Source organism: Phenylobacterium sp., assembly GCF_036563385.1.
Taxonomy (GTDB): Bacteria; Pseudomonadota; Alphaproteobacteria; order Caulobacterales; family Caulobacteraceae; genus Phenylobacterium.
On sequence record NZ_DATCML010000004.1, the window covers coordinates 605,506 to 630,926 of the forward strand.

The 25,421-nt window shown below is 71.4% G+C and carries 31 protein-coding genes; 9 read left to right on the forward strand and 22 right to left on the reverse strand.

Annotated elements, in window-relative coordinates:
- Positions 1–78 precede the first annotated feature (78 nt).
- The 8 genes from VIL67_RS03865 to nth all read right to left on the reverse strand — a co-directional run bounded on the left by VIL67_RS03865 (position 79) and on the right by nth (position 6,275).
- Entirely contained in the window at positions 79–402 is a 324-nt protein-coding gene (locus VIL67_RS03865; RefSeq protein ID WP_332047522.1) for a phosphoribosyl-ATP diphosphatase, read from the reverse strand.
- The gene (gene hisF, locus VIL67_RS03870; protein ID WP_332047523.1) at positions 399–1,169 is read right to left on the reverse strand and encodes an imidazole glycerol phosphate synthase subunit HisF; all 771 of its coding nucleotides are present in this window, start codon (positions 1,167–1,169) and stop codon (positions 399–401) included. Before hisF ends, VIL67_RS03865 begins: the two co-directional genes overlap by 4 nt.
- A complete protein-coding gene (gene hisA, locus VIL67_RS03875; protein WP_332047524.1) occupies positions 1,169–1,891 on the reverse strand; it encodes a 1-(5-phosphoribosyl)-5-[(5-phosphoribosylamino)methylideneamino]imidazole-4-carboxamide isomerase in 723 nt (240 codons plus the stop codon). The genes hisF and hisA overlap by 1 nt, the downstream gene beginning before the upstream one ends.
- Positions 1,888–2,523 (reverse strand): imidazole glycerol phosphate synthase subunit HisH, encoded by a 636-nt coding sequence (gene hisH / locus VIL67_RS03880; protein ID WP_332047525.1) that lies wholly within the window; start codon positions 2,521–2,523, stop codon positions 1,888–1,890. Before hisH ends, hisA begins: the two co-directional genes overlap by 4 nt.
- A gap of 10 nt (positions 2,524–2,533) precedes the next feature.
- Positions 2,534–3,124, reverse strand: a complete 591-nt coding sequence (gene hisB / locus VIL67_RS03885) for an imidazoleglycerol-phosphate dehydratase HisB (protein WP_332047526.1) — start codon at positions 3,122–3,124, stop codon at positions 2,534–2,536.
- A gap of 4 nt (positions 3,125–3,128) precedes the next feature.
- Positions 3,129–4,118 (reverse strand): adenosine kinase, encoded by a 990-nt coding sequence (locus tag VIL67_RS03890; protein WP_332047527.1) that lies wholly within the window; start codon positions 4,116–4,118, stop codon positions 3,129–3,131.
- 355 nt (positions 4,119–4,473) lie between these two features.
- Positions 4,474–5,499 (reverse strand): calcium-binding protein, encoded by a 1,026-nt coding sequence (locus VIL67_RS03895; RefSeq protein ID WP_332047528.1) that lies wholly within the window; start codon positions 5,497–5,499, stop codon positions 4,474–4,476.
- 80 nt (positions 5,500–5,579) lie between these two features.
- Positions 5,580–6,275 carry an endonuclease III gene (gene nth, locus VIL67_RS03900; RefSeq protein WP_332047529.1) on the reverse strand — a complete coding sequence of 232 codons (696 nt, stop codon included), beginning with the start codon at positions 6,273–6,275 and terminating at the stop codon, positions 5,580–5,582.
- 72 nt (positions 6,276–6,347) lie between these two features.
- On the opposite strand from nth, the gene VIL67_RS03905 reads away from it, so the two are divergent.
- Positions 6,348–6,821: a DUF2244 domain-containing protein gene (locus VIL67_RS03905; protein ID WP_332047530.1), complete on the forward strand. Its 474-nt coding sequence runs from the start codon at positions 6,348–6,350 to the stop codon at positions 6,819–6,821.
- A 163-nt stretch (positions 6,822–6,984) separates the two neighbouring features.
- Here VIL67_RS03905 and VIL67_RS03910 read toward each other — a convergent pair whose 3' ends face one another.
- Genes VIL67_RS03910 through hslV form a run of 4 tightly spaced genes read right to left on the reverse strand, consistent with a single transcriptional unit; the run spans position 6,985 to position 10,515 of the window.
- Positions 6,985–7,746: a M48 family metallopeptidase gene (locus tag VIL67_RS03910; RefSeq protein WP_332047531.1), complete on the reverse strand. Its 762-nt coding sequence runs from the start codon at positions 7,744–7,746 to the stop codon at positions 6,985–6,987.
- A gap of 2 nt (positions 7,747–7,748) precedes the next feature.
- The gene (gene hslU / locus VIL67_RS03915; protein ID WP_332047532.1) at positions 7,749–9,053 is read right to left on the reverse strand and encodes an ATP-dependent protease ATPase subunit HslU; all 1,305 of its coding nucleotides are present in this window, start codon (positions 9,051–9,053) and stop codon (positions 7,749–7,751) included.
- Positions 9,054–9,086: 33 nt separating this feature from the next.
- Positions 9,087–9,941: a DUF4440 domain-containing protein gene (locus VIL67_RS03920; RefSeq protein ID WP_332047533.1), complete on the reverse strand. Its 855-nt coding sequence runs from the start codon at positions 9,939–9,941 to the stop codon at positions 9,087–9,089.
- Positions 9,928–10,515, reverse strand: a complete 588-nt coding sequence (gene hslV / locus VIL67_RS03925) for an ATP-dependent protease subunit HslV (RefSeq protein WP_332047534.1) — start codon at positions 10,513–10,515, stop codon at positions 9,928–9,930. Before hslV ends, VIL67_RS03920 begins: the two co-directional genes overlap by 14 nt.
- A 5-nt stretch (positions 10,516–10,520) precedes the next feature.
- On the opposite strand from hslV, the gene VIL67_RS03930 reads away from it, so the two are divergent.
- Positions 10,521–11,264 (forward strand): HesA/MoeB/ThiF family protein, encoded by a 744-nt coding sequence (locus tag VIL67_RS03930; RefSeq protein ID WP_332047535.1) that lies wholly within the window; start codon positions 10,521–10,523, stop codon positions 11,262–11,264.
- On the opposite strand, the gene VIL67_RS03935 is transcribed toward VIL67_RS03930, so the two are convergent.
- Entirely contained in the window at positions 11,261–13,297 is a 2,037-nt protein-coding gene (locus tag VIL67_RS03935) for an alpha/beta hydrolase family protein (RefSeq protein ID WP_332047536.1), read from the reverse strand. The two genes, VIL67_RS03930 and VIL67_RS03935, sit on opposite strands and share 4 nt — an antisense overlap.
- Before the next feature lie 73 nt (positions 13,298–13,370).
- Positions 13,371–14,357 carry a 2-hydroxyacid dehydrogenase gene (locus tag VIL67_RS03940; protein ID WP_332047537.1) on the reverse strand — a complete coding sequence of 329 codons (987 nt, stop codon included), beginning with the start codon at positions 14,355–14,357 and terminating at the stop codon, positions 13,371–13,373.
- Positions 14,358–14,463: 106 nt separating this feature from the next.
- Here VIL67_RS03940 and VIL67_RS03945 point away from each other — a divergent pair, with 106 nt between their 5' ends.
- The 6 genes from VIL67_RS03945 to VIL67_RS03970 all read left to right on the forward strand — a co-directional run bounded on the left by VIL67_RS03945 (position 14,464) and on the right by VIL67_RS03970 (position 18,306).
- A complete protein-coding gene (locus VIL67_RS03945) occupies positions 14,464–15,000 on the forward strand; it encodes an SH3 domain-containing protein (RefSeq protein ID WP_332047538.1) in 537 nt (178 codons plus the stop codon).
- Positions 15,001–15,161: 161 nt separating this feature from the next.
- Entirely contained in the window at positions 15,162–15,674 is a 513-nt protein-coding gene (gene fabA, locus VIL67_RS03950; RefSeq protein ID WP_332047539.1) for a 3-hydroxyacyl-[acyl-carrier-protein] dehydratase FabA, read from the forward strand.
- A 30-nt stretch (positions 15,675–15,704) separates the two neighbouring features.
- On the forward strand, positions 15,705–16,916 hold the full coding sequence (gene fabB, locus VIL67_RS03955; RefSeq protein ID WP_332047540.1) for a beta-ketoacyl-ACP synthase I: 1,212 nt from the start codon (positions 15,705–15,707) through the stop codon (positions 16,914–16,916).
- 4 nt (positions 16,917–16,920) lie between these two features.
- Positions 16,921–17,115 (forward strand): hypothetical protein, encoded by a 195-nt coding sequence (locus tag VIL67_RS03960; RefSeq protein WP_332047541.1) that lies wholly within the window; start codon positions 16,921–16,923, stop codon positions 17,113–17,115.
- Positions 17,116–17,130: 15 nt separating this feature from the next.
- Entirely contained in the window at positions 17,131–17,301 is a 171-nt protein-coding gene (locus VIL67_RS03965; RefSeq protein ID WP_332047542.1) for an oxidoreductase-like domain-containing protein, read from the forward strand.
- A 192-nt stretch (positions 17,302–17,493) separates the two neighbouring features.
- Positions 17,494–18,306: an enoyl-ACP reductase FabI gene (locus tag VIL67_RS03970; protein ID WP_332047543.1), complete on the forward strand. Its 813-nt coding sequence runs from the start codon at positions 17,494–17,496 to the stop codon at positions 18,304–18,306.
- Positions 18,307–18,450: 144 nt separating this feature from the next.
- On the opposite strand, the gene VIL67_RS03975 is transcribed toward VIL67_RS03970, so the two are convergent.
- The 6 genes from VIL67_RS03975 to VIL67_RS04000 form a co-directional block, all read right to left on the reverse strand.
- A complete protein-coding gene (locus tag VIL67_RS03975) occupies positions 18,451–18,879 on the reverse strand; it encodes an endonuclease domain-containing protein (RefSeq protein ID WP_332047544.1) in 429 nt (142 codons plus the stop codon).
- A 240-nt stretch (positions 18,880–19,119) separates the two neighbouring features.
- Positions 19,120–19,407: a hypothetical protein gene (locus VIL67_RS03980; RefSeq protein ID WP_332047545.1), complete on the reverse strand. Its 288-nt coding sequence runs from the start codon at positions 19,405–19,407 to the stop codon at positions 19,120–19,122.
- A complete protein-coding gene (locus VIL67_RS03985; protein ID WP_332047546.1) occupies positions 19,404–19,700 on the reverse strand; it encodes a hypothetical protein in 297 nt (98 codons plus the stop codon). Before VIL67_RS03985 ends, VIL67_RS03980 begins: the two co-directional genes overlap by 4 nt.
- A 53-nt stretch (positions 19,701–19,753) precedes the next feature.
- Positions 19,754–20,365 carry a TetR/AcrR family transcriptional regulator gene (locus VIL67_RS03990; protein ID WP_332047547.1) on the reverse strand — a complete coding sequence of 204 codons (612 nt, stop codon included), beginning with the start codon at positions 20,363–20,365 and terminating at the stop codon, positions 19,754–19,756.
- Complete coding sequence (locus tag VIL67_RS03995; RefSeq protein ID WP_332047548.1) at positions 20,365–21,981, reverse strand: DHA2 family efflux MFS transporter permease subunit; 1,617 nt, start codon at positions 21,979–21,981, stop codon at positions 20,365–20,367. Before VIL67_RS03995 ends, VIL67_RS03990 begins: the two co-directional genes overlap by 1 nt.
- An 11-nt stretch (positions 21,982–21,992) precedes the next feature.
- Positions 21,993–23,099 carry an HlyD family secretion protein gene (locus VIL67_RS04000; protein WP_332047549.1) on the reverse strand — a complete coding sequence of 369 codons (1,107 nt, stop codon included), beginning with the start codon at positions 23,097–23,099 and terminating at the stop codon, positions 21,993–21,995.
- A 161-nt stretch (positions 23,100–23,260) separates the two neighbouring features.
- On the opposite strand from VIL67_RS04000, the gene VIL67_RS04005 reads away from it, so the two are divergent.
- Positions 23,261–24,511 (forward strand): UbiH/UbiF/VisC/COQ6 family ubiquinone biosynthesis hydroxylase, encoded by a 1,251-nt coding sequence (locus VIL67_RS04005; protein ID WP_332047550.1) that lies wholly within the window; start codon positions 23,261–23,263, stop codon positions 24,509–24,511.
- Here the strand turns inward: VIL67_RS04005 and VIL67_RS04010 are convergent, their stop codons facing one another.
- Positions 24,512–24,730: a Trm112 family protein gene (locus VIL67_RS04010; RefSeq protein ID WP_332047551.1), complete on the reverse strand. Its 219-nt coding sequence runs from the start codon at positions 24,728–24,730 to the stop codon at positions 24,512–24,514.
- 11 nt (positions 24,731–24,741) lie between these two features.
- Positions 24,742–25,404 carry an LON peptidase substrate-binding domain-containing protein gene (locus tag VIL67_RS04015; protein ID WP_332047552.1) on the reverse strand — a complete coding sequence of 221 codons (663 nt, stop codon included), beginning with the start codon at positions 25,402–25,404 and terminating at the stop codon, positions 24,742–24,744.
- Between the last annotated feature and the right edge of the window lie 17 nt (positions 25,405–25,421).

Consider the following 25,421-nt stretch of genomic DNA (forward strand, 5'->3'; position numbering starts at 1 on the left):
GCCGGGACCCAAGCGGCTCTTCCATCCGAACTGACCTCGGCTTGGGCCCGGCGCTCGCCGGGGTGAGCGGTTGGGTGTTCAGGTCGCCCTGGACGCCTTCTCGGCGAGGCCGGACGTCCCTTCGCGGGCTTCCAGCTTCTGCGCCACCTCGTCGAGGCTGACGCCGGCGCCGGCGAGGACCACGAGCCAGTGGTAGATCAGGTCGGCGCTCTCGGCCGCGAGGCTGTCGCGGTCGGCCACGGCGGCGATGGCGGCCTCAAGGGCTTCCTCGCCGAGCTTCTTGGCGGCCTTGGTCGGGTTGGCGAGCAGCTGGGCGGTGTAGCTGGACGCCGCATCGGCGCCCTTGCGGCTCTCGATGGTGGCGGCGAGGCGGGCCACCACCTCGGCGAACTGGGCGCTCATGCGGCGGCCTCCGTGATGCGGACCGGCAGGCCCTCGGCGGCCATGGCGGCCTTGACCTCGCCCACCGAGACCTCGCCGAAGTGGAAGATGGAGGCGGCGAGCACCGCATCGGCGCCGCCCTGCTTCACCGCGTCGACAATGTGCTGCGCATTGCCGGCGCCGCCCGAGGCGATCACCGGGACGTTCACCGCGGAGGTCACCTGCCGAAGCAGTTCGACGTCATAGCCGGTCTTCGCCCCGTCGCGGTCCATGGAGGTCAGCAGGATCTCGCCCGCGCCGTGCTTCACCGCATCGACGGCGTAGTCGACCACGTCCAGGCCCGTGTCCTCGCGCCCGCCGTAGATGAACACCCGCCAGCGATCGCCCACACGCTTGGCGTCGATCGCCACCACGGTAGCCTGGCTGCCGAAGGCGTCGGCGCAGCCGCTGATCAGGGCGCGGTCCTTCACGGCGGCGGTGTTGATGCTGATCTTGTCGGCCCCCGCCAGCAGCAGGCGGCGCGCGTCCTCCACCTGGCGGATGCCGCCGCCCACCGACAGGGGCATGAAGCAGACCTCGGCCGTGCGGGCCACCACGTCGAAGATCGTCCCGCGGTTCTCGTGGCTGGCGGTGATGTCGAGGAACATCAGCTCGTCGGCGCCGGCGGCGTCATAGGCGCGGGCCTGCTCCACCGGATCGCCGGCGTCGCGCAGGGCGACGAACTGCACGCCCTTCACCACGCGCCCATCCTTCACGTCGAGGCACGGGATGACGCGCACGTTCAGCATCAGGCGGCGACCTTCAGCGCTTCCGCGGGGGTGATGTCGCCATTGTAGAGCGCACGGCCCAGCACCGCGCCATGGATCGGCGTGCCGGCCCGGGCTTTCAGCTTCACGATATCGTCGACGCTGGCCAGGCCGCCCGCCGCGATCACCGGGATGGCCACCGCATCGGCGATGGCCCCGAAGGCGTCGACGTTGAAGCCCATGGTGGTGCCGTCGCGGTCGATGTCGGTGATGATCAGGGCGCCCACGCCCACGTCCTCGAAGCGCCTGGCCACCGTCACCGCGTCCAGGTCGGAGCTCTCGGTCCAGCCCTGGGTCGCCACCTTGCCGGCGCGGACGTCGACGCTGACGGCGATCTGCTCGGGCCACCGGCGCGCGGCGTCGCGGACGATCTGCGGCTCGGTCACCGCCACGGTGCCGAGGATCACCCGGCTGACGCCCGCCTCGATCCAGCGCTCGATGTCCGCCAGGGTGCGGATGCCGCCGCCCAGCTGCACCGGCACCGAGACGGCGGAAAGGATCTGCTCCACCGCCGCCTCGTTCACCGCCCGACCGGAGACCGCGCCGTTCAGGTCGACCACGTGGATCCAGTGGAAGCCGCCGTCGGCCCAGGCGCGGGCCTGGTCGGCGGGGCTGTTGTTGAACACCGTGGCGGTGTTCAGGTCGCCGTGCAGCACGCGCACGCACTGGCCGTCCTTCAGGTCGATGGCGGGATAGAGGATCACGGGCGCCACTCCAGGAAGTTGGCCATGAGGTTGAGCCCCGCGCCTTGCGACTTCTCGGGGTGGAACTGGACGCCGGCCATGTTGCCGCGCGCGACGGCCGCGGGGAACCGGCCGCCGTGATCGACCCAGGCGGCGACGTCGGCCGGCTCGTCCGGGTGAATGGCGAAGGAGTGGGTGAAGTAGACGGCGCGCCCATCCTTCAGGTCGGCCACGACCGGGTTGTCGGAGACGTCCACCAGGGCGTTCCACCCCATGTGCGGCACCTTGGCGGCGGGGTCGGCGGGCTCGAGCCGGCGGACCTCGCCGGGAACCCAGCCCAGCCCTTCCGTGACGCCGAATTCGAGGCCGCGCGACGCCATCAGCTGCATGCCGACGCAGACGCCCAGGAACGGCGCCCCGCGCTCGCGCACCGCCTCGGTCATCGCCTCTACGAGGCCCGGCCGCGCTTGCAGGGCGGCCATGCAGGCGGCGAAGGCGCCCACGCCGGGCAGCACCACCCGGTCGGCGCCGGCCACGAACTCCGGGTCATGGGTGACCACGATCTGGTGCCGGCCGTCGGCGGCGCGCACCAGGGCCTTTTCGGCCGAGCGCAGGTTGCCCGACCCGTAGTCGATCAGGGCGACACGCTGCATGGGATGTTCCTTACAGCACGCCCTTGGTGGAGGGGGCGTGGCCCTGGGTCTTGGGGTCCAGTTCGACCGCCTGGCGAAGCGCCCGGGCCAGCGCCTTGAAGCCGCTTTCGGCGATGTGGTGGGAATTGTCGCCGTAGAGCGTCTCCAGGTGCACGCAGGCGCCCACGTTGAACGCGAAGGCCTGGTGGAACTCCTTGAACAGCTCGGTGTCGAACTCGCCGATCTTCGGCGTCTTGAAGCTCGACTTCCAGATCAGGTAGGGCCGGTTGGAGAGATCGATGGCGCAGCGCGTCAGGGTCTCGTCCATGGGGATGTAGGCGTGGCCGAACCGGCGGATCCCCTTGAACCCGTCCAGGGCCTGGTTGATCGCCTGGCCCAGCACGATGCCGGTGTCCTCCACCGTGTGGTGCATGTCGATGTGCAGGTCGCCCTTGGTCTCGACCTGCAGGTCGATCCCGCCGTGGCGGGCGAAGCTTTCGAGCATGTGGTCGAAGAAGCCGATGCCGGTGGTGATGGTCGACACGCCGGTCCCGTCCAGGTCCACGCGGACGCGGATCTGGGTTTCCTTGGTGTTGCGGACCACCTCGCCGACGCGGCTCATGGCATCAGTATCCCTTCGACGCGGCGAGCTCGGCGAGCGAGACGGACGGCCGCGGGCCGTAGTGCGAGATCACCTCGGCGGCGGCGAGCGAGGCCAGCTTGCCGCACTGCTGCAGCGGACGCCCCCGCGCCAGGCCGAACATGAACCCGGCCGCGTATTGGTCGCCCGCGCCGGTCGTGTCCACGACTTTTTCCACAGGCTCGGCGGCGACGCTCAGGCGCTCGCCCTGGGAAAGGATCACCGAGCCCTGCTCCGAACGGGTGACGGCGGCGAGCTTCACGTGCGGGCGCAGCGCCTCCAGCGCGGCGTCAAAATCGTCGGTCTGGAAGAGGGAGGTGAGCTCGGCCTCGTTGGCGAACAGCAGGTCCACCTGGCCCTCGATGAAGCCCATCAGGGCGGCGCGGTGGCGCTCCACCACGAAGCTGTCGGAGAGCGTCAGGGCGATCATCCGGCCGGCGCCGTGGGCCAGGGCCGCGGCCTTGGCGAAGGCCCGGCGGGCGCGCTCGGCGTCGAACAGGTAGCCCTCGAGGTAGACGATCTTCGCCGCCTCGATGGTGTCCTTCTCCACGTCCGCGTCGGTGAATTCCACCGAGGCGCCCAGGAAGGTGCACATGGTGCGCTGGCCGTCCGGCGTGACGTTGATCATCGAAACCGCGGTAGCCGGGCCGCCGGCCAGCGGGGCGTTCTCGAAGCGGGCGCCGATGGCCCGCATGTCCTTGGCGAACAGCTCGCCGAGCTCGTCATCGGCCACCTTGCCCATGAAGGCGCCCTTGCCGCCGAACGAGGCGAGGCCGGCGATGGTGTTGGCCGCCGAGCCGCCGGAGGCCTGGATCTCCGGCGTCATGCGCGAATAGAGCTGCTGGGACCGGTCCTGGTCGACCAGCATCATGGCGCCCTTGTCGAGGCCGTTCTCCGCGAGGAAGCTGTCCGGCGCCGGGCCGATCACGTCGACGATGGCGTTGCCGATGGCGGCGACGTCGTAGAGGTCTGGCATCGAGAGGCGTGTCCTGGCCGCGGCGAAGGCCCGCCGCTTAGCTGAAAACGGGGCAGGGCGCTACGGGGCGGGGCGGCGTGCGACCCCGTAGGCCAGCAGCGGCCAGGTCGACCACGGGCGACAGCCGCCAGGCCTCGCCATTGATCTCATGGCGGCCAGTCTGCCTGGGGCTCCAGGTCTCTCAAGGACCAGCCGCAGGCCGGCCGCGCGGCGCCGCGCCCGGAGGGCGCGTCCTTGACAGACCTGGAGCCCAAGGCTCGCATCTCACCATGAGATGAATGGGCGGAAGGGTCCCCGGGGGGGGGACCTTTCCGGACTCGCTGGGTTGTGCCGACCCCCGGACCCTCTCCGCGCCTCAGCCGACGAAGATCCACCCTGCCGGCAGGCTCGCCAGCTGCACGTTCTGCAGCACGAGCCGCCCGCCGCCGGTCATGTCGATCCAGACGTCCGCGCCCTGCTGGCTGGCGGCGTACTGTGTCCCGGGGTCGAGCTGCACCCGGTCGCCCTCGGCGGCGTTGAAGTCCGTGGCGATGTCGAGCCCGGCGTCGCCGAAGCTGTGGAAGATGTCCGCGCCCGCGCCGCCGACCAGGGTGTCCGAGCCGCGGTCGCCCGACAGCCAGTCGTTCCCCGCGCCGCCTTCCAGCCGGTCCTCGGCCTGGCCGCCGCGGACCAGGTCGGCGCCGTCGCCGCCGACGCAGGTGTCATTGCCGAGGTTGCCGTAGACGATGTCGTTCCCGGCGTCGCCATACAGGCGGTCATGGCCCTGTCCGCCGACCACCCAGTCGTCGCCGGCCGCGCCGTACTCCAGGTCGTCGCCGATGTTGCCGTGGATGTCGTCGAAGCCCGCGCCGCCGAAGATGGTGTCGTTGCCGTCCTCGCCGCGCAGGTAGTTGCCGGTGTCGACCACCGCAGGCGCGGGCCCTTCGGGGTTGAACAGGCCGTAGATGACGTCGTCACCGGCGCCGCCCCAGACCTGGTCGGCCCCCATGCCGCCGGTCAGGGTGTCGTTCCCCGCATAGCCGCGCAGCAGGTCGTCGCCGGACGAGCCGTTCCCCTGGTCGGCGCCGGAAAGGGCGAAGGACAGCGCCGCCTGGGTGTTGTCGGAATAGAACCACTGGTTCGCCTGGGGCACGGGCACGCTGATGCCGGTGAACTCCACCGAACGCCCGCCGCTCAGCGTCCAGGAGAGGCCGGTGATCGTGCCGCCGACGATCTGCTGGTTGGCGTCGTAGGTGAAGCCTTGGCCGGTGAACACCACCCGCTGGGCGCCCAGCGACAGGACGAGGCGCGCGCTGGTCGCCTCGTCGATGTTCATGCCGAAGAATTCGCCGACGTGCAGCGTGTCGAAATTGATCCCGCCCTGCAGGTTGATGGTCGCCATGGCTCAGCCCGTCCCTTGGTTTGCCTTCCCGGCAAAACCTGCAAAGCGCGGCTGCGTTCCGTCAACCGACGTTCGCCGGCTCAGCGGCCGATGAACAGGTGGCGCGAAGGGCAGAGGTCGGCCACCGGGCATTCCTCGCACTTCGGGCGGCGCGCGATGCAGGTGTAGCGGCCGTGCAGGATCAGCCAGTGGTGCGCGCGGGTCAGCAGCGGCTCCGGGATCTTGCCCATGAGCTCCAGTTCGACCGCGTCCGGCGTCTTGCCCGTGGAGAGGCCCAGCCGGTGCGAGACGCGGAAGACGTGGGTGTCGACCGCGATGGCCGGCTCCACCCGCAGCTCGTTCAGCACCACAGAGGCGGTCTTGCGGCCGACGCCCGGCAGGGCCTGCAGGGCGGCCCGGTCCAGCGGCACCCGGCCGCCGTACTGCTCCACCAGGATGCGCGCCATGGCGATGACGTTCTTGGCCTTGGTGTTGAAGAGGCCGATGGAGGAGATGAACGGCTTCAGCCCGTGCTCGCCCAGCGCCAGCATCGCCTCAGGCGTGTCGGCCACCTCGAAGAGCTTGGCGGTGGCCTTGTTCACCGAGACGTCGGTCGCCTGGGCCGAAAGCGCCACGGCGACCACCAGGGTGTAGGCGTCCTTGTACTCGAGCTCGGTGCGCGGGTCGCTCTCCAGGCTCTCGAACCGGTGGAAGATCTCGGCGATGCGGGCCTGCTCGGCGGGCGAGAGGCGAGGGGGCTTCTTCCGGCGGGCGGTCTTGGCAGGCGGCTTGGGCATGGACGCGGCGGAAGATGGCCTGCACTCCCCGCTTCGCCAAGGCGGTTTCCGGGCGTATCTTCCCCGCCGCCCATGGTCCGCCCGCTCTACATGGACGCCGTCATCACCCCGCACCGCTCGCTCTCCGAGCGGGGCTTCGTCGTGCTCATTTCGGTCGTGACCCTGGCGAATGTGGCCTCCGCCGCCGTGTTCCTGGCGATGGGCGCGACCCTGGTGCCGATCTTCCTCGGCGTCGACCTCCTGGCGGTGTTCGTGGCCTTCATGGTGAGCTTCCAGGCCGTGAAGAACGTCGAGCGCGTGCAGGTCACCTCGCGCGAGGTGCGGGTGGTGCGCGAGTCGCCGAAGGAGACGGTGGTGGTCTGGGAAAGCCCGACCGCCTTCACCCGCGTCTCGGTGGAGAAGGAGGAGGACCGGGCTCTGGACGTGAAGCTGGCCCTCTCCGGCCGCGAGCTGCCGGTGGCCGCCGCCCTCAGCCCGCGCGAACGCGCCGAGTTCGCCCAGGCCCTGGAGCGGGCGATCTGGGAAGCCAAGCGCGAGCGGATCTAGCGCGTTCCCTCTCCCGCTTGCGGGAGAGGGCAGGGTGAGGGCGGCGCAGGAACGTCCGCATCACTCCGGTTGGACCCGCTGGCGCGATCGGGTCCAACACCCTGCCCGATCCTGAGCCGCGCCGCCCTCACCCCAGCCCTCTCCCGCAGGGCGGGAGAGGGGGCTAGGCGGCGACCGCCGCGCGGAGTTCGGCGAGCCGGCGTTCGTCCGCCGGGTGGGTGGAGAGCGCCTCGGGCGGCTTCGGCTGGGCGTCGGCCCGGGCGATCATGCGCTCCCAGAAGGTGACGGCCGCGCGCGGATTCTGGCCGACCTTCTCCATCAGGGCGACCCCGATGCGGTCGGCCTCCAGCTCGTGCTTGCGGGAATAGGGCAGGATCACCCCATACATCGCCCCGAGCCCCAGGGCCGCGGCCACCGCCTCGCCGCCCTGGCCGCCCTCGCCGCCGGAGAGCAGCACCTGGGCGATGCCGACCCCGGCCTTCACCGCCAACTCCTGGCTGACCCGCTCCGCCGGATGGCGGGCGACAAGATGGCCGACTTCGTGGCCGAGCACCGAGCCGATCTCGTCGTCCGAGCGGGCGAACTCGAAAAGTCCGCGGAAGAAGCCGACCTTGCCGTTGGGCAGGACGAAGGCGTTGAACTCGGGGCTGTCGAGGACCACGAATTCCCAGGCGAGCTTGCGGCCCGAAGCCTCGGCCAGGGGCCGGCCGATCCGCGCCAGGCGGGCATGGGCGGCGGGGTCGCGCACGGGCCGCACCTGGGCGAGCATCTGGGCCCAGGCCTGGTCGGCCATGCCCACCAACTGCTCGTCCGGGATGAAGGCCAGCTGGCGACGGCCGGTGTCCGCGTTCTCGGAGCAGCCGGCAAGGCCGGCCGCCGCCCCGAGCGCCAGGAGCTTGCGGCGGGAGAGGCAGGCCCCGCACATGGCTAGAGGATATACCGGCTGAGGTCGGCGTTGGCCGATAGCTCGCCGATCCGGGTCTGCACGTAGGCCGCGTCCACGGTCACCGTCTCGCCCGTGCGGTCGGCGGCCGAGAAGGAGACTTCCTCCAGCACCTTCTCCAGCACGGTCTGCAGGCGGCGCGCTCCGATGTTCTCCACGGCGCCGTTCACCGTCACGGCGGCGTCGGCCAGGGCGTCGACCGCGTCTTGGGTGAAGGCCAGGGTCACGCCCTCGGTCGCCAGCAGGGCCTGGTGCTGGCGGATCAGGTTGGCTTCGGGCTCGGTGAGGATGCGGCGGAAGTCCTCGCGGGTGAGCGGCTTCAGCTCCACGCGGATCGGCAGCCGGCCCTGCAGCTCGGGCAGCAGGTCGCTGGGCTTGGCCACGTGGAAGGCGCCCGAGGCGATGAACAGGATGTGGTCGGTCTTCACCGGGCCGTACTTGGTGGAGACGGTGGTGCCCTCGATCAGCGGCAGCAGGTCGCGCTGCACGCCCTCGCGGGAGACGTCGGCGCCCTGGCGCTCGGCGCGGCTGGCCACCTTGTCGATCTCGTCCAGGAAGACGATGCCCTGGTTCTCGGCCAGCTCCAGCGCCTCCTGGGTCAGCGCCTCCTGGTCGACCAGTTTGTCGCTCTCCTCGGCGATCAGCGGAGCCCAGGCGCCCGACACCGTGGTCTTGTGCGTCTTGGTCCGGCCGCCGAACGCCTTGCCGAAGATGTCGCCGATGTTGAGCATGCCCACGCCGCCGCCGGGCTGGCCGGGGATGTCCATCATCGGCAACTGCGGGCCGGCGTCGGCCACCTGCAGCTCGACCTCCTTGTCGTCGAGCTCGCCGGCGCGCAGCTTCCTGCGGAAGGCCTCGCGCGCGGCGGTGGACCCGGGTCCGGTCAGGGCGTCGAGGATCCGCTCCTCGGCGGCCGCCTCGGCCCGGGCGCGGACGCCCGCCCGGCGCTTCTCGCGGACCATCTGGATGGCGCTCTCCACCAGGTCGCGGACGATCTGGTCCACGTCGCGGCCGACGTACCCGACCTCGGTGAACTTGGTGGCCTCCACTTTCAGGAACGGCGCCTGCGCCAGCCGGGCCAGCCGCCGGGCGATCTCGGTCTTGCCGACGCCCGTGGGCCCGATCATCAGGATGTTCTTCGGCGTCACCTCGTCCCGCAGGTCGGCGGGCACGCGTTTGCGCCGCCAGCGGTTGCGCAGGGCCACGGCCACGGCGCGCTTCGCCTCGGGATGGCCGACGATGTAGCGGTCGAGCTCGGAGACGATCTCGCGGGGGGAGAATTCGGTCATGTCGCCTGCAGAGATAGGAAGGCCCGGGGCGGCTTACGACGCCTTCGGCGGCGGGGCGGCGAGGAGCTGGTCGTAGAGCAGCCGCCAGCCTTCGGAATCGTAGCGCCAGATGCGCACGTAGTGGCCGCGCGCCGGCTTGCCGTCGGCCGCGGTCCAGTTGGCGTTCCCGTAGGTCCAGGCGAGGTCACCCGCCGCAGAGGCCTGGCCGCCGATCGGCGCGAACAGGATCTGCTGCGGTCGCGTGTCGAGCTCGGCCTCGAGGCCGGCCCGGTCGACCGGCGGCCTCGCCTTGGAGCCGACCACGCGCGCGTCCGTCGAGATGTGGGCCAGGTAGGCGCCTTTCACGTCCTTGCGGGCGGCGGCGGCCAGCGCCGTCTCGGCGCGGGAGACCTCGGTCATAGCCTTGGCGGGCGAGCCGGCCTTGCGCGCCGAGGCGCGGGCGTACGCGACGGGAGAGTCCTTCGGCGCCGCCCCGGTCGGATCGCTGGGCGGCCCGCCGTCGAACAGCCACTTCCATGAGCCGTCGGGCTGCTTGGCCCAGACGGTGAAGTACCAGGCGCCGGGTTTGCCGCCGAAGGCGTACGGCCCGGTGGTGAAGCCGAGGTCCCCCGACTGGGCAACCCCCGCCCACAGCGGCCACCAGACGAGGTCCGGCCCCTTGGGCCTGGGCTCGGCGAAGGCGGCCTTGGCCAGGGTCGGATCCGGGCTCAGCACGATCCCTTCCGGCGCCGAGTGCTTGTAGAAGCTCGCCTGGACGCCCAGCGCCAGGCCGTCGGCGGCGAAGGCGCGCTCGGCGGCCACCACCTCGGCGGGGTCGGCCTTGGGCGCGGCGAAGGCGGGCAGGGCCAGAAGGCAGGCGGCGACCAGCGCCAGGCTAGAGGACTTCAACCGTCAGGTTCCCATTGGTGTAGACGCAGATCTCGGCGGCGATCGCCATGGCCTTGCGGGCGACGGCTTCGGCGTCCAGGTCGGTCTCCATCAGCGCGCGGCCGGCGGCGAGCGCGAAGTTGCCGCCCGAGCCGATGGCGGCCACCCCATGCTCCGGCTCCAGCACGTCGCCGACGCCGGTGACGGTGAAGATGCTGTCCTTGTCGGCCACCAGCAGCATGGCCTCCAGCTTGCGCAGGTAGCGGTCGGTCCGCCAGTCCTTGGCCAGGTCCACGCAGGCCCGCGCCAGCTGTTCGGGATACTGCTCGAGCTTGGCCTCGAGCCGCTCGATCAGCGTGAAGGCGTCGGCCGTGGAGCCCGCGAAGCCGGCGATCACCCGGCCGCCGGCCAGCTTGCGCACCTTGCGGGCGCTGCCCTTCACCACCGTCTGGCCCATGGACACCTGGCCGTCGCCGGCGATCACGGTCTTGCCGCCCTTGCGCACGGCGAGGATGGTGGTGCCGTGCCAATCGGGAAACGGCGCTGTATGGGTCGACATGGCCTGCGATGTGGCCAGCGGGGGAGGCGAGGTCAAGCCACATGAGCTTCACCGACGAGGAGGTCGAGCGTTACGCGCGCCACCTGGTGCTGCGCGAGGTGGGCGGCCCCGGTCAGCAGAAACTCAAGGGCGCCAGCGTGCTGTTGGTAGGCGCCGGCGGCCTCGGCTCGCCGGCCGCCCTCTACCTGGCGGCGGCCGGCGTGGGCTCGATCTTCCTGGCCGACCCCGACACCGTGGACGTCTCCAACCTCCAGCGGCAGGTGATCTACACCGACGGCGACGTGGGCCTGCCCAAGGCCGAGGCCGCGGCCGACCGGCTGCATGCGCTGAATCCCCACGTCTTCGTGGCGGCCTACCACGGCGCGTTCGACGACCAGAGCGCCGACGAACTGGTCTCGGACGTCGACCTGGTGCTGGACGGCACTGACGACTTCGCCACCCGGTTCTGCGTCAACGCCGCCTGCGTGCGCCACGGCAAGACCCTGGTCACCGGCGCCATCGGCCGCTGGACGGGTCAGGTGGGCGTGTTCCGCGGGCGCCCCTGCTATCGCTGCCTGATGCCGGAGATCCCGCCCGAGGCCGAGACCTGCGTTGCCGTGGGGGTGGTCGGCGCCCTGGCGGGGGTGGTGGGCTCGATGATGGCGCTCGAGGCGGTGAAGCTGATCACCGGCGCCGGCGACCCCCTGCTGGGCCGCCTGTCGATCTACGACGCCCTGGCCGGGGAGACGCGCACTGTGCGGGTGGGAGCCGATCCCGAGTGTCCGGTGTGCGGGGCAGGGGGCTAGGCGAACGCCTCGCCGATGAAGCCGCTCGTCCGCTCGAGCACCGTCTTCCAGGTCTCGCTCGACCAGGTGGTGTGGCCCGCGTCGCGGATCTCGCGCAGTTCGACCCGCTTGCCGGCGGCGAGGAGGGCGTCCTGCATCAGCTTCGACTGGCGCGGCGAGACCACCTGGTCGTCCGAGCCGTGCAGCAGCAGCACTGGCGCCTTGAAGGCCTGCGCCTGCAGCCGCGGCGAGGCGGCGCGCAGGGCGGCCAGGTCGGTGCGCGGGTCGCCCACGGTGCGCACCCAGTAGCGGTAGGAGGGCGAGTCCTCCCCGTCGCGCCGCTCGTCCTCCAGCAGCTCGACCAGGTCGCTTACCCCGGCGATCGCCACCACCGCCTTGTAGGCGTCCGGGCGACGCACCGCCCCCTGCAGGGCCGCGTAGCCGCCGTAGCTCGCCCCGCAGATCGCCAGCCGGCCGCGATCGGCCCAGCCCAGCCGGACCACGTGGTCGACGCAGTCCTCCACGTCGGCCTGCATCAGGTCGCCCCAGCGCTTGCGCCCCTGGTCGGCGAAGGCCTTGCCGTAGCCGCCGGAGCCGCGGAAGTTCGGCTGCAGCACCAGCCACCCCTGGGCGGCCAGCGCCTGCACCATCAGGTCGTAGTCGTAGTAGTCGCGGATCTCCGGGCCGCCGTGCGGGACGACCACCATGGGCAGCGGACGGCGCTCCGGCGCGCCGGCCGGGATGCTGAGGTAGGCGGTGATCTCGGCCCCGTCTCGGGTGGCGACCTTCAGCGTCTCCATCCGCGCCAGCCTTCCCGGCTCCAGCCAGGGCCGGGTGGTGGCCACCAGGTGCAGCCGCCGCGTCGCGCGGTCGTAGACGTGGAACGCTCCGGGTTCCTGCGGCCCGGTGGACTTCAGCAGCAGCCGCTGGTGATCCAGGCTGATGTCGTAGAGCCGCACGTTGGCGGCCCCGCCCAGCGCCTTGTTGATCCCCTTGTAGTGCGCCGCCAGCGCCGGCTCGGCGAACTGGTAGTCCAGCCGGTCGGCCCGGGTTGAGGTGGCCACCAGGCGCAGGTTCTCGTCGATCACCGCGCCTTCCACGTCCCAGGCCGGGCGGTCGCCCACCACCGGCCCGAACTCCAGCGTCTTGATGTCGAAGGTGCGGATCGCCTTGGTGTCCTCGTCGTCCTTCCGCATGGAGACCAGGAACACCCCGGGCTCCGGCGTCGGCCCGACCACGTCGAAGTCCGGCAGCTTCTTCAGCTCGTCGCGGCGCGAGCGGCGGATCAGTTTCCACTCGGTCTCGCCGGGCGCGCGGGCGAACACCGAGACCACCGTGCCGCGCTTGTTGGAATCCATCCGCAGCATCGGCACGCCGCGCTGGGTCAGCCAGAAGTCGGTGGACGGCGGCCCCCGCTCCACCACCTTGGCGTGGCCGGTGTAGACGTCCACCTCGTAGAGGCTGAAGGCGCCACGGAAGGCGTCCCAGGTCTGCATCAGCACCCGCCGGGGGTCGTCGTGCATCAGGTCGACGATGCGGGCGGCGTCGAAGCTGCGCCGCAGCACCGCCTTCTGGTCCGAGAACAGGACCACTGGATCGCGCCCGTCCACGCCCACCGAGATCACCCGGCGCACCGGCATCGGGATCAGCACCCCGCTCACCCAGATGCCCGTAGGCCGTTCCTTGGGGTCGGTGCGCACCGTCACCCAGATCAGCAGGCGGTCGTTGGACGCCCACTCCACCTGGTCCACGTGGTAGTCGCCGAAGTCCACCGGGGCGGGGTCGGCCTCCAGCGCGTCCATCCGGCTGATCATCACCAGCGTGGTGCGCTCGTCGCCCTCGCCGCGCTCGCGCAGCACCGCCAGCTGCCGCCCGTCGGGCGAGATGGCCGCGTCGCGCACCACCGGCGCCCGCAGCAGCTCGTCCAGGGTGTGCGGCTTCGCTCCGTCCCCGACGCCCACGGCGGCGGCGCTCGTCGGCCTGGCCAGCAGGGCGCCGGGCAGGGGGGCGGCGAGGGCGGCGGCGAGCAGGTTTCGGCGGGTGGGACCCGGCATCGGCCTTCCGGTGACGTCGTTCGGCGAAGCTTTCGCCTCACCGGGCTTGGCCGTCAATCCGATGTCACACCCGTCACAGCATCTGCGGCAGGACCCGGTCCGGCGGCCGGTGACCGTCCATCCAGGTCTTGATGTTGATGATTACCTTCTCGCCCATCTCCACCCGGGCCTCGACGGTGGCCGAGCCGAGGTGAGGCAGCAGCACCGCGTTGGACAGGCCCATGAGCTTCGGGTTCACCGTCGGCTCGAACTCGAACACGTCCAGCCCCGCGCCAGCGATGGCCCGGCTCTTCAGGAGGTCGGCCAGCGCGTCCTCGTCGATGATCTCGCCCCGGGCCGTGTTGATGACGATGGCGTGCGGCTGGAGCAGCTTCAGCCGCCGGGCCGACAGCAGGTGGTAGGTGGCGGGCGTGTGCGGCGAGTGCACCGAGATGATGTCCATCCGGGCGAGCATCTGGTCCAGGCTTTCCCAATAGGTCGCCGACAGCTCGTCGGCGATCCGCGGGCTCACCGGCTTGCGGTTGTGGTAGTGGATCTGCATGCCGAAGGCCTTGGCCCGGCGCGCCACCGCCGTGCCGATCCGGCCCATGCCGATGATCCCCAGCCGCTTGCCGTTCACCCGCCGGCCCATCATCCAGGTCGGCGCCCAGCCGGCGAAATCGCCCGCCTGCACCACGTTGGCGCCCTCCACGATGCGGCGCGACACCGACATCATCAGGGCCATGGTCAGGTCGGCGGTGTCCTCGGTCAGCACGCCCGGGGTGTTGGTGACGGTGATCCCCCGGGCGTTGGCGGCGGCGACGTCGATATGGTCCACGCCGGCGCCGAAGTTGGCGATCAGCCTCAGCTTCTCGCCCGCCTTCTCCAGCACGGTGGCGTCGATGCGGTCGGTGATCGTCGGGGCCAGCACGTCGGCGCGGCCCACTGCGTCGATCAGCGCCTCGCGCGTCATCGGCTGATCCGTCAGGTTCAGCTCGGCGTCGAACAGCTCGCGCATCCGGGTCTCCACCGAGTCCGGAAGTTTGCGCGTGACGATGACTTTCGGCTTGCGGGCGACCATGAGCGAACTGAAAAGGGGACGTTTCCTGATGCGCCGCGGGATCGGCGCCTCGTTGGGGAAGACCTGTAGCAAAGGGTCCATGGGCGGCCAAGGCGAGGCGGTGCGAATGCGTGGGGTCGGGCGGCGGGCGCCGAAATGGGCAGCGCTGGCGCTCGGGCTCGCCTGCGCCCTGGGCGGACCGGCCGGAGCCGCCGCGCCGGCCGACCGTCCGACGCCATCCGGCCTGCCGGTGCCCCGCTGGGTGACGCTGAAGTTCGCCGAGGTGAACGCCCGCAAGGGGCCGGGCGACGACCACCGCCTGCTTTGGGTCTATCGCTCGCGCGGCCTGCCGGTGCAGGTGGTCGCCGAGACCAGCGAGTGGCGGCGCGTCTGCGACCCCGAAGGCGGGCTGGCCTGGGTGCACAAGCGGACCACAGACGGCCGTCGCAACCTGATGAACCTCCGCCGCCAGCCGCTGGCGATGGCCAAGAAGCCTAAGCCGGGCGCCAAGCCCGCCGCCTACCTCGGCGGCCGGGCGCTGGCGTCCCTGCTCCGCTGCGAGAAGGGCTGGTGCAGGGTAAAGGCGGGCGGCGCCACCGGCTGGATCCGCGAGGCCGACGCCTGGGGCACGGCCGAGGCGCCGCAGTGCCGCTTGAAGTCCTGATCGCTCGGCGCTGCCCCCAGGCGAGAGCTCCCGCAGGGCGGTGAACCGGCGCATCGCGGCGGGACGATCCGCGGGTCCCGGAACCCGCGTCCGCGTCTCGCCCGTTGAGCCCCCCGACGGGCTCTGCTACGGCGGACCCCTTCGGGAGCACGGATCATAAGATGAGCGTCAAGGCCAAGGACCACTACAGTTACGAAGAGCTGCTGGCCTGCGCCCGGGGCGAGATGTTCGGCCCCGGCAACGCCCAGCTGCCGGCCCCGCCGATGCTGCTGTTCGATCGCATGACGCACATCGACGACACCGGGGGCGAGCACGGCCTGGGCTACATCGAGGCCGAATTCGACATCCGGCCGGACCTCTGGTTCTTCGACTGCCACTTCCTCGGCGACCCGGTGATGCCGGGCAGCCTGGGCCTCGACGCGCTCTGGCAGCTTGTGGGCTTCTACCTGGGCTGGATCGGCGGCAAGGGCCGCGGCCGGGCCCTCGGCTGCGGCGAGGTGAAGTTCGCCGGCGAGGTCACCCCCGACATCAAGCTGGTCACCTACAAGATCCAGATGAAGCGGGTGATCAACCGCCGCCTCGTCATGGGTATCGGCGACGGGGTGCTGGAAGCCGACGGCAAGCCCATCTACACGGCCAACGACCTGCGGGTCGGGCTGTACCAGCGGGCCTAGAGACCCGCGAACTCTCTTCGGGAAGGAAGCATGCGCCGCGTCGTCGTCACCGGGATGGGCATCGTCTCGTCGATCGGAAACAACGCCAACGAGGTCCTGGCCTCGCTGAGGGAAGCCAGGTCGGGAATCTCGGCCGCGCCGGAGTATGCGGAGCTCGGCTTCCGCTGCCAGGTGCACGCCGCGCCCCAGATCGACTGGGAGGCGATGGTCGACCGCCGCGCCGCCCGCTTCCTCGCCCAGGGCACCGCCTATGGCCACATCGCCATGGAGCAGGCCATCGCTGACGCGGGCCTGGAGGAGGCCGAGGTCTCGAACGAGCGCACCGGCCTGGTGGTCGGCTCGGGCGGCCCGTCCACCCGGGTGATCGTCGAGGCGGCCGAGACCACCCGCACCAAGGGCCCCAAGCGGATCGGGCCGTTCGCGGTGCCCAAGGCCATGAGCTCGGGCCCGTCGGCGACGCTGGCCACCTGGTTCAAGATCCGCGGGATCAACTATTCGATCTCGTCGGCCTGCGCGACCAGCGCCCACTGCATTGGCAACGCCTACGAGCAGATCCAGCTCGGCAAGCAGGACATCGTCTTCGCCGGCGGCGTGGAGGAGCTCGACTGGAGCCTCTCCAACCTGTTCGACGCCATGGGCGCCATGAGCTCGAACTTCAACGACCGCCCGCAGGTGGCCAGCCGCGCGTACGACAAGGACCGCGACGGCTTCGTCATCGCCGGCGGCTCGGGCATCCTGGTGCTCGAGGAGCTGGAGCACGCCCGCGCCCGCGGCGCGAAGATCTACGGCGAGATCGTCGGCTACGCCGCCAACTCCGACGGCTACGACATGGTCGCGCCCTCGGGCGAAGGCGCCCAGCGCTGCATGAAGATCGCCATGGAAGGCGCGGGCAACCGGGCCATCGACTACCTGAACCCGCACGGCACCTCGACCCCGGTGGGCGACACCAAGGAGATGGAGGCCGTCCGCGCCGTGTTCGGCGACAAGGCCCCGCTGATCTCGTCCACCAAGTCGCTGACCGGCCACAGCCTGGGCGCGGCGGGCGTGCAGGAGGCGATCTACTCCCTGCTGATGCTCAACAACGGCTTCGCCTGCGAGAGCGCCCACATCGAGAACCTCGATCCGGCCTTCGCCGACCTCCCGATCGTGCGCCAGCGCATCGACCGCGAGCTCGAGACGGTGATGAGCAACTCCTTCGGCTTCGGCGGGACCAACGGCTGCCTGGTGATGAGCCGGGTCTAGGCGAATGGCGAAGCCTGCGCGAGCCAAGCACCAGGTGCTGATCCCCCTGGCCATGCTGCTGCTGGTGTTGGGGCTCACCACCGACGAATTCCTGGAAGGCGGCCTGCCCGGCGACTGGGTGAGGGGCGCCCTGTTGGGCGGGGCGGCGGGCCTGCTGCTGCTGGCGCTCGTGCTCGGCGTCCGCGCCCGCCGCGGCTGAGCCTTGGCCGCGGACGTGCCCCGTCGGCCCGAGCGGCCGGACGACGAGATGTGCTGCAAGCGCGGCTGCGACCCCTGCATCTTCGACTACTACGAGCGCGCCCTGGACCGCTGGGAAGCCAAGGTCCGCGCGCTCGGCCTCGATCCAGCGACCCTAAACCCCTCTCCCGTGAGCGGGAGAGGGTAGGGTGAGGGCGGCGCAGGACGCGCCGCCGCCGCTCCGGTTGGATCCGACCAAGCCTCTGCTCTAACATCGTGCCCGCCCCACCGCCGAGCCGCCCTCACCCCACCCTCTCCCCGAGGGAGAGGGCTTGGCGGCCCTTGCCTCTCGCCCCGCCCCCGGCCACAACCGCCCCACGAACACCACGGGAGACGCCAAGTGGCCGACGACTATCAGATGCCGAAGGGCGAGCTGATGAAGGGCAAGAAGGGGGTCGTGACCGGCGTTGCGAACCACCAGTCCATCGCCTGGGGCATCGCCCGCCAGCTCGCCGCCCAGGGCGCCGAGATCGCCTTCCTCCACCTGCCGGGCATGGAGCGCCGGGTGCAGCCGCTCGCCGAGGAGATCGGGGTCAAGGTGGTGGCGCCCATGGACGTGACCGACGACGCCTCGGTGGAGGCCGCATTCCAGGCGGTGAAGGACGCTTTCGGCGAGATCGACTTCTTCGTCCACGCCATCGCCTTCGCCAACAAGGACGAGCTGAAGGGCTCGTTTGTCGACAACACCACCCGCGAGGGCTTCCTGCGGGCGATGAACATCTCGGCCTTCAGCTTCGTGGACTGCGCCCGCCGGGCGGCGGCCATGATGCCTGAGGCCGGCGGCTCGATCCTGACGCTCACCTACATGGGCTCGGAGCGGGCGATCCCGAACTACAACACCATGGGCGTGGCCAAGGCCGCTCTCGAGGCCGCCGTGCGCTACGCCGCCCGCGACCTCGGGCCTCGCCGCATCCGGGTGAACGCGCTGTCGCCGGGGGCGATGAAGACCCTGTCGCTGGCCGGGATCTCCGGCGGCCGCGGCATGCTCGCCAAGGGCCGCTCGCTCAGCGCCATGAAGGAGGACACTTCCATGGAAGGCGTCGCCGGCGCCGCCCTCTGGCTGCTCTCCGACCTCGGCCTCTCCACCACCGGCGAATGTGTCCACGTCGACGCCGGCTTCCACATCATGGGCTTCTCCGACGACGAGGAATAACCCTCGGACCCGTCGGTAACCCTCTCCCGCTCGCGGGAGAGGGCAGGGTGAGGGCGGCGCAGGAGTCGCGGCCCCACTCCGGTTGGACCCGATCGCACCCCGGGTCCCACCCCCTGCCGACCCAAGCGCCGAGCCGCCCTCACCCTAGCCCTCTCCCGCAGGCGGGAGAGGGAACCGCGCCGTCGCTTCCTTCATAGGGTCCCAGCCCGGCCGGTCGCCACCGCAGGCGTTCAGGATCGTCAGGCACACCCCGTCGCGGTTCTCCAGCACCTGTGAATTCCAGAACCGGATCACCCGAAAACCCGCCCTCTCAAGCGCCGCCGTTCGCCGCGCGTCGTAAGCTTCCTGCTCCGCGTGCTGCCCCCCATCGAGCTCCACGACCAGCCCCGCCGCCTCGCACATGAAGTCGGCGATAAACGGCCCCACCGGAACCTGCCGGCGCCACTTCCACCCGCCCAGCCGCCGGTCCCGCAACACCGCCCACAGCCGCGCCTCGGCCTCCGTGTCGTCCTCACGCAGCGCCCTGGCTCGGTCCCGCTGCCGCTTGCGCGCCACCGTCCGAACCTTCGCCATAGCTGGAACATTAGGAGAACATGCGCCCCGGTCAACTCCCCCTCTCCCGCTCGCGGGAGAGGGTAGGGTGAGGGCGGAGCAGTCTTCACGGCCCGCGCTCCGGTTGGACCCGCTCGCACCCCGGATCCAACCCCCTGCCGACCTGACCGCCGCGCCGCCCTCACCCTAACCCTCTCCCGCCAGGCGGGAGAGGGAACGCGGCGGCGCCCAACTCCCCCTCTCCCACGAGAGGGAAGCCGCTCAGCGTTCCGGGTCGAGGTCGTTGCGGGGGTCGAGGGTGGAGTGCACCGGGCGGGGCTCGGCGCGGCGGCGCAGGCGGGCGTCCAGCTGCTGGTTCGCGGCTCGGTCGTGGGCGGCGAGGGTCCGGGCCGCCGCCACCGCCAGCCCGCCGGTCACGATCAGCACCAGGGCGATCAGCACCGGCCCGGCCTCGCCCGCGACGATCCTGCGGCCGGCGTCGACGAGCAGGTAGGCGGCCGCCGTCCCCGCGCCGATCACCAGCAGCCTGGTGGCGGGATCGGGCCTCACCGCGGGCGCTGTGGCTCGGGCCGGGGCGGCCGGGTGGCGTGGGGGGCGAGCGTCAGGTTCTGGCGCTCGAGGTGGCGATTGAGGGCTGCCTCGGCATCATGCCGGGGCGCGGCGAGCGCGTAGAAGACCGCGATCGATACGGCGCCTACGACGCAGATCGCCCAGGCGGCGATCTCGGCCCAGGCTCCAATCGCGCCCGCCAGGCCTCCGAGCGTCGTGAGGAACGACAGCGCCGTCCCCAGTACGCCGCCCGTCAGCACGATCCAGAGTCCGGTCTTCCTGCGTGCGGCCACCGCCAGCCTCCAGCCTGACCATGCAAACGGCCAAGGCTGGAACTGGCTCCGCCTCAGGCCGCGTAGGCCTTCAGGAACCGCCGCGCCGCCTCCCGGGCGATGGCGTCGGCCCGGTCTTCGTCGAGGTTGCGCTCGACCCCCAGCAGGGCCGCGGTCTGGTACGAGCCGATGACCATGCCGGCGAAGAACTCGGCGGCCTCGGCCGGATCCGGGCAGGCGAGCCGTCCGGCGCGGGTCTCCAGCTCCAGGAAGGCGGCGAGCTTCCGGCGGGACTCCCGCGGCCCCGCCTCGTAGACGGCGCGGGCCACCTCCGGCGCGTCCTGCGCCCCCAGGATGGCCGCCCGGAAGAAGCCCTGGCCGCGGCTGCCCTCCAGCAGCTTGGCCATCAGGATGCGGCCGAAGGCGGCCAGCGCCTGTTCCGGGTCGGCGATGCCCTCGGGCGTCTCGAGGGGCGCGGTCATCTCGTGCACCCGGCGGTCGCAGAGCGCCCGCACCAGTTCGGCCTTGGAGCCGTAGTGGTTGTAGATGGTCTGCTTGGAGACGCAGGCCCGGCGCGCGATCTCCTCCATGGAGGCCGAGACGCCGCGTTCGGAGAGCACCTCCACGGCGGCGTCCAGGATCGCTTCGCTCTTGGCCAAGTCGATCTGTCCGGCGATGCGGGGCATCAGTGACCGCCTCCGGGCGCGCCCATGGTCTTCCCGGGCTTGGCGAAGAAGGCCAGCGCCATGGCCGCCCAGCAGCCCATGGCCAGGAAGGCGAAGGCGTCGCCGAAGCTCAGCACCGAGGCCTGCCGCTGCATCATGCCCGACACCGCCTTGGCGGCCGCGCCCTCGGGGTTGGGCACGCCGCGGGCGGTCATCAGCTGGGTGATGGCCTCGAGCAGGCCCGCCGTGGCGGGATTGGCCGTGTTCGCAGCCGCGGCGATGTCGGCGTAGTGCACCGCGGTCTGGTGGGCGAGGATGGTGGACAGCAGGGCAAGGCCGATCGCCCCGCCGACGTTGCGCAGCAGGTTAATCAGCCCGGATGCGTCCTTCATCATGCTGACGGGCAGGGTGGAGACGCTCATCTGCTGGGCGGCGATCATGGCGATCATCGTGCCCAGGCCGCGGGCCACCTGCAGGGTGAAGAACTCGGCGAACCCCCACTCGTCGGTGACCCGCACGCCCAGCTGGATGCCCCAGGCCGCCAGGGCGAAGCCGCCGACCATGGCGATCCGGGCGTCCACCGCGCGCACGACGCGGCCGGCGATCGGGGCGGAGAGGAACATGGTGAGGCCGGACACCAGCATCACGTTGCCCACCTCGGCCGAGGAATAGCCCCGCACGTTGCCGAGGAAGATGGGCATCAGGAAGGTGCCCCCGAACAGGCTGACGCCCGTCACGAAGGTCATGACCATGCCCAGCGAGAAGTTGCGGTCGAGGAACGGCTTCAGCGAGACGATCGGCTGCCAGTAGGTGAGCTGTCGCCAGATGAAGACCACGCCGGCCACGGCGGCCGTGACGGTCAGCCACAGGATGGCGTCGTCCTCGAACCAGTTCTCGCTGGCGCCCTCCTCCAGCACGTACTGCATGGAAAGCAGGAAGACGGTCATCAGGCCCAGGCCCCACCAATCGATGCCTTTGGAGAGGCTTGGGTCGCCGCGGTCGAAGTTGGCGTAGCGGCCCACCAGGAACACCACCAGCAGGCCCACGGGGACGTTGATGAAGAACAGCCACCGCCAGCTCAGCTGGTCGGTCAGGTGGCCGCCCAGGGTCGGTCCGACGGTGGGGGCGAGGGTGACGATCAGGCCCACGATGACGTTGGCGGTCAGCCGCCGCTCCTGCGGGAAGACGGTCATGGCCGTGGCGAAGATCGGCGGGATCATCGCCCCGGCGAAGATCCCCTGCATCGCCCGGAAGACGATCATCATCCCGACGCTGGTCGACAGGCCCACGGCCACCGAGGTGACGATGAAGCCGATCACCGCCACCACGTAGAAGGACCGCGTCCCCCACATCTTGGTCAGGTAGGCCGTCAGCGGCATGATCACCACCTCGGCCAGCAGGTAGATCGTTTGCACCCAGCTGATCTCGTCGGCGGTGGCGCCGATGCCGGCCTGGATCTGGGTCAGCGAGCTGGCGACGATCTGGATGTCCAGCAGGGCCATGAACTGGCCGATGACCATCCCGCCGAAGCCCAGGAAGACCTTGGTCCAGTCGACCGCCTGGCCGTCGGCCCCCAGCTCGGCGGACGGCCGGGCCGCGGGCGGCGGCGAGCCGGGCGGGGCGGCGGCGTCGGTCACGGCGCGCGGCCTTACTGCGCGGTGCCGCGGCGGGCGTACTGCGAGGGCAGGGCGCCCGCTTCGGCGAAGCTCGGGCCGGTGTTCTCCGTCACCGCGACCTTCACCTCCACCGACAGCCCCGGGCGGAGCGCGCCGGCCAGCCGCTGGGTGCGGTCGACGGCGATCTTCACCGGCAGGCGCTGGGCGATCTTGGTGAAGTTGCCGACGGCGTTCTCCACCGGGATGAGGGCGAACTCGGCCCCCGTGGCCGGGGCGAAGCTGTCGATGCGCCCCTTCAGCGTCTGTTTCCCGAAGGCGTCGGCGTGGATCTCCACCGGCTGGCCGATGCGCAGCCGCGAGACCTGGGTCTCCTTGAAGTTGGCCACCACATAGGCGTCGCCCAGGGGCACCAGGCTCATCAGCGTGCCGCCGGGACGCACGTACTGGCCGACCCGGACGCCCCGGGCGCCGACCACCCCAGCCACCGGGGCGCGGATTTCGGTGCGGGCAAGGTCGATGCGGGCCTGCTCCACGGCGGCGCGGGCGGCTTGCGCCTGGGCGACGGTCTGGGCCCGCGCCGACCCCAGCGAAGCCGCCGCGCGGCGCTCGGCCTCGAGCGTGGCCTGCGCCTGGGCGACGTTGGCCGAAGCCTGCTGCTGGGCGGCGCGGGCGGTCTGGGCGCGCTGCGACGACACCCAGCCCTGCTGGGCCAGCTGGCCGTAGCGGTTGAGCTCGGCCTGGGCCAGGCCGGCCTGGGCGCGGGCGCTGTCCACCCCGGCCGCCTTCTGGGCGATCATCGCCTCCTCGAGCCGGGCCTTGTCGTCCACCTGAGCCACCGCGGCCTCGAGGGCGGCGGCGTTGGCCTCCGCCTGCGCCAGTCGCGCCTTTATGGTGGCGGCGTCGATGCGGACGAGCACCTGGCCGGCCTGCACCGCCTCATTGTCGTCCACCAGCACCTCGGCCACATAGCCGTCCACCAGCGGCGCCACCGGCACCTTGTCGGCCTGCACGAAGGCGTTGTCGGTGGACTCGAACTTCTGCTTGTTCGTCCACCAGACCCCGCCGCCGATCGCCAGCGCCACGGCGCCCACGCCGCCGGCCACGATCGGAACCAGACGCTTCTTCGGCAGCCCCGCCATCACACAAATCCCGGAAGAAGACCGAAAACTGGACGCAACGGTCCATCGTTCGATGACCAGCTAGGCCCGCCGCCGGTAAACCGCAAGTGAAGAATGGACGCTGCCGTCCAGAAATCGCCCGCCGCTGGACACCCGCCCCCCCTCCGTGCCCTAACCGCCCCATGAGCGAGTACGACGCCGAGGTCATCATCGCCGGGGCCGGCATCGCCGGCGCCACCCTGGCCCTGGCCCTCCATCAGGCGGGCGTGAAGCCCCTGCTGATCGACCCCGTGGTCTTCGACGCCCAGCTCGCCCCCACCTTCGACGGCCGCGCCTCCGCCATCGCCTTCGCCGCCTACCGTCAGTGGCGGGCGCTGGGCCTCGCCCCCGCCCTCGACCCTCACGCCCAGCGCATCGAGCAGATCCTCGTCACCGACGGCCGCTCCCCGGGCGCCGCGGCTGGCGGGCAGACGCCGTTCTGGCTCCGCTTCGACGCCGCCGAGATCGCCGACCGCGCCGACGGCGAGCCCCTCGGCTACCTGCTCGAGAACCGCCACATCCGCGCGGCCGTCGCCGCCGCCGTGGAGGCCGCGGGCATCCAGGTGCTGGCGCCCGCCCGCGTCGCGTCCGCCACCTTCGGCGTTCGCGAGGCCGCCGTGACCCTGGCCGACGGCCGGACCCTGACGGCCCCGCTGGTGATCGGCGCCGAGGGGCGGGGTTCGGCGGTGCGCGAGGCGGCCGGCATCGGCACGGTGGGCTGGGGCTACAGCCAGACCGGCGTGGTGGCCACCGTCCGCCTGTCCCGCCCGCACCAGGGCGTCGCCCACGAGTACTTCCTGCCCGAGGGTCCTTTCGCCATCCTGCCGCTGACCGGCGACCGCGCCAGCCTGGTCTGGACCGAGAGCGACCGCCGCGCGGCCGCGCTCAAGGCCGCTCGGCCCGAGATCTTCCATGCCCACCTGCAGCGCCGATTCGGCGACCACCTGGGCGAGGCGGTGGTGGAGGGTCCGGTCTTCACCTATCCCCTCAGCCTGCAGCTGGCCGAGCGGTTCACCGGCCCCAGGGTGGCCCTGCTCGGCGACGCCGCCCACGGCGTCCATCCGATCGCCGGCCAGGGGCTGAACCTGGGCCTCAAGGGGGCCGCCGCCCTGGCGGAGGTGCTGGTCGACGCCGCCCGGCTGGGCGAGGACGCCGGTTCGGAGGTAGTCCTGGAGCGCTACGCCGCCTGGCGTCGCTTCGACACCGTCACCCTGTCGGCCGGCATGGACGCCTTCGTCCGCCTGTTCTCCAACGACAATCCTCTGGTCCGCCTGGCCCGCGGCGCCGGCATGGCGGCGGTGAACCGCATCGGTCCTGCCCGCCGCTTCTTCATGCACCAGGCCGGCGGTGCGGTGGGCGACTTGCCCCGGCTGCTGCGCGGCGAGGCGCTCTAGCTAGTCGCCGATCTCCCGCGCTTCTTCGGGCAGCATGATCGGCACGCCGTCGCGGATCGGGTAGGCGAGCTTCGCCCCGCGGCTGATCAGCTCGCCGCGCGCGCGGTCGAACTCCAGCGGGCCGTGGGTCACCGGGCAGACCAGGACCTCGAGCAGTCGGGGGTCGACGTCCACCTCGACGAGGGGCACTGCGGTCTCAGGGGCGGTGGGTTCGCTCATGGGCGGCGGGTTTACTGCACCTGCGGCGCGCCGTCATCGTCGTCCTCGAGCGCGTCGATCTCCAGCAAGGCGGTGAGCGCATCGAACCGGCCGGCGAGGTCGGGCGCCTCCAGGAGCGCCTGCTTCTCGGCCGGGTCGAACGGCAGGCCCATGGCCAGGCTGTTGACCAGAGCCTCCAGCGGCGCGGCCGCGGCGGTTTCCCAGTCGATGTCCAGCTCGCGGCGGTTCAGGTAGCGCTTGAGCGCCATGGCGAAGCGCTTGCGCGCGGCCTCCTCGGCCTCGGCGCCCTCATCCTCCGCCAGGTCGGCTTCGAACCGGTCGTAATGCGCCCGCACCTGGCGATAGGGCGTCTTGAGGTTCAGCTCCTCGCCCGGCGCGAAGCGGCACACGCCGGTGAGCGTGATCAGGTAGCGGCCATCCGAGGTCTCGGCGTAGCTGGTGATCCGCCCGAGGCAGCCCACGTCGGCCAGGAGCGGCCGGGTGCGGTCGCCGCCCGGCTTGGATTGGATCATGCCGATCACCCGATCCCCGGCCATGACGTCGTCGATCATGTTCAGGTAGCGCGGCTCGAAGATCTGCAGCGGCAGGTCGCCGCCCGGCAGCAGCAGCGCGCCGTCCAGCGGAAAGACGGGAATGACCTGCGGCAGGTCGGCGATGCGCCGGTAGGGCGCCATGGTCGTTCCCCGGCGCG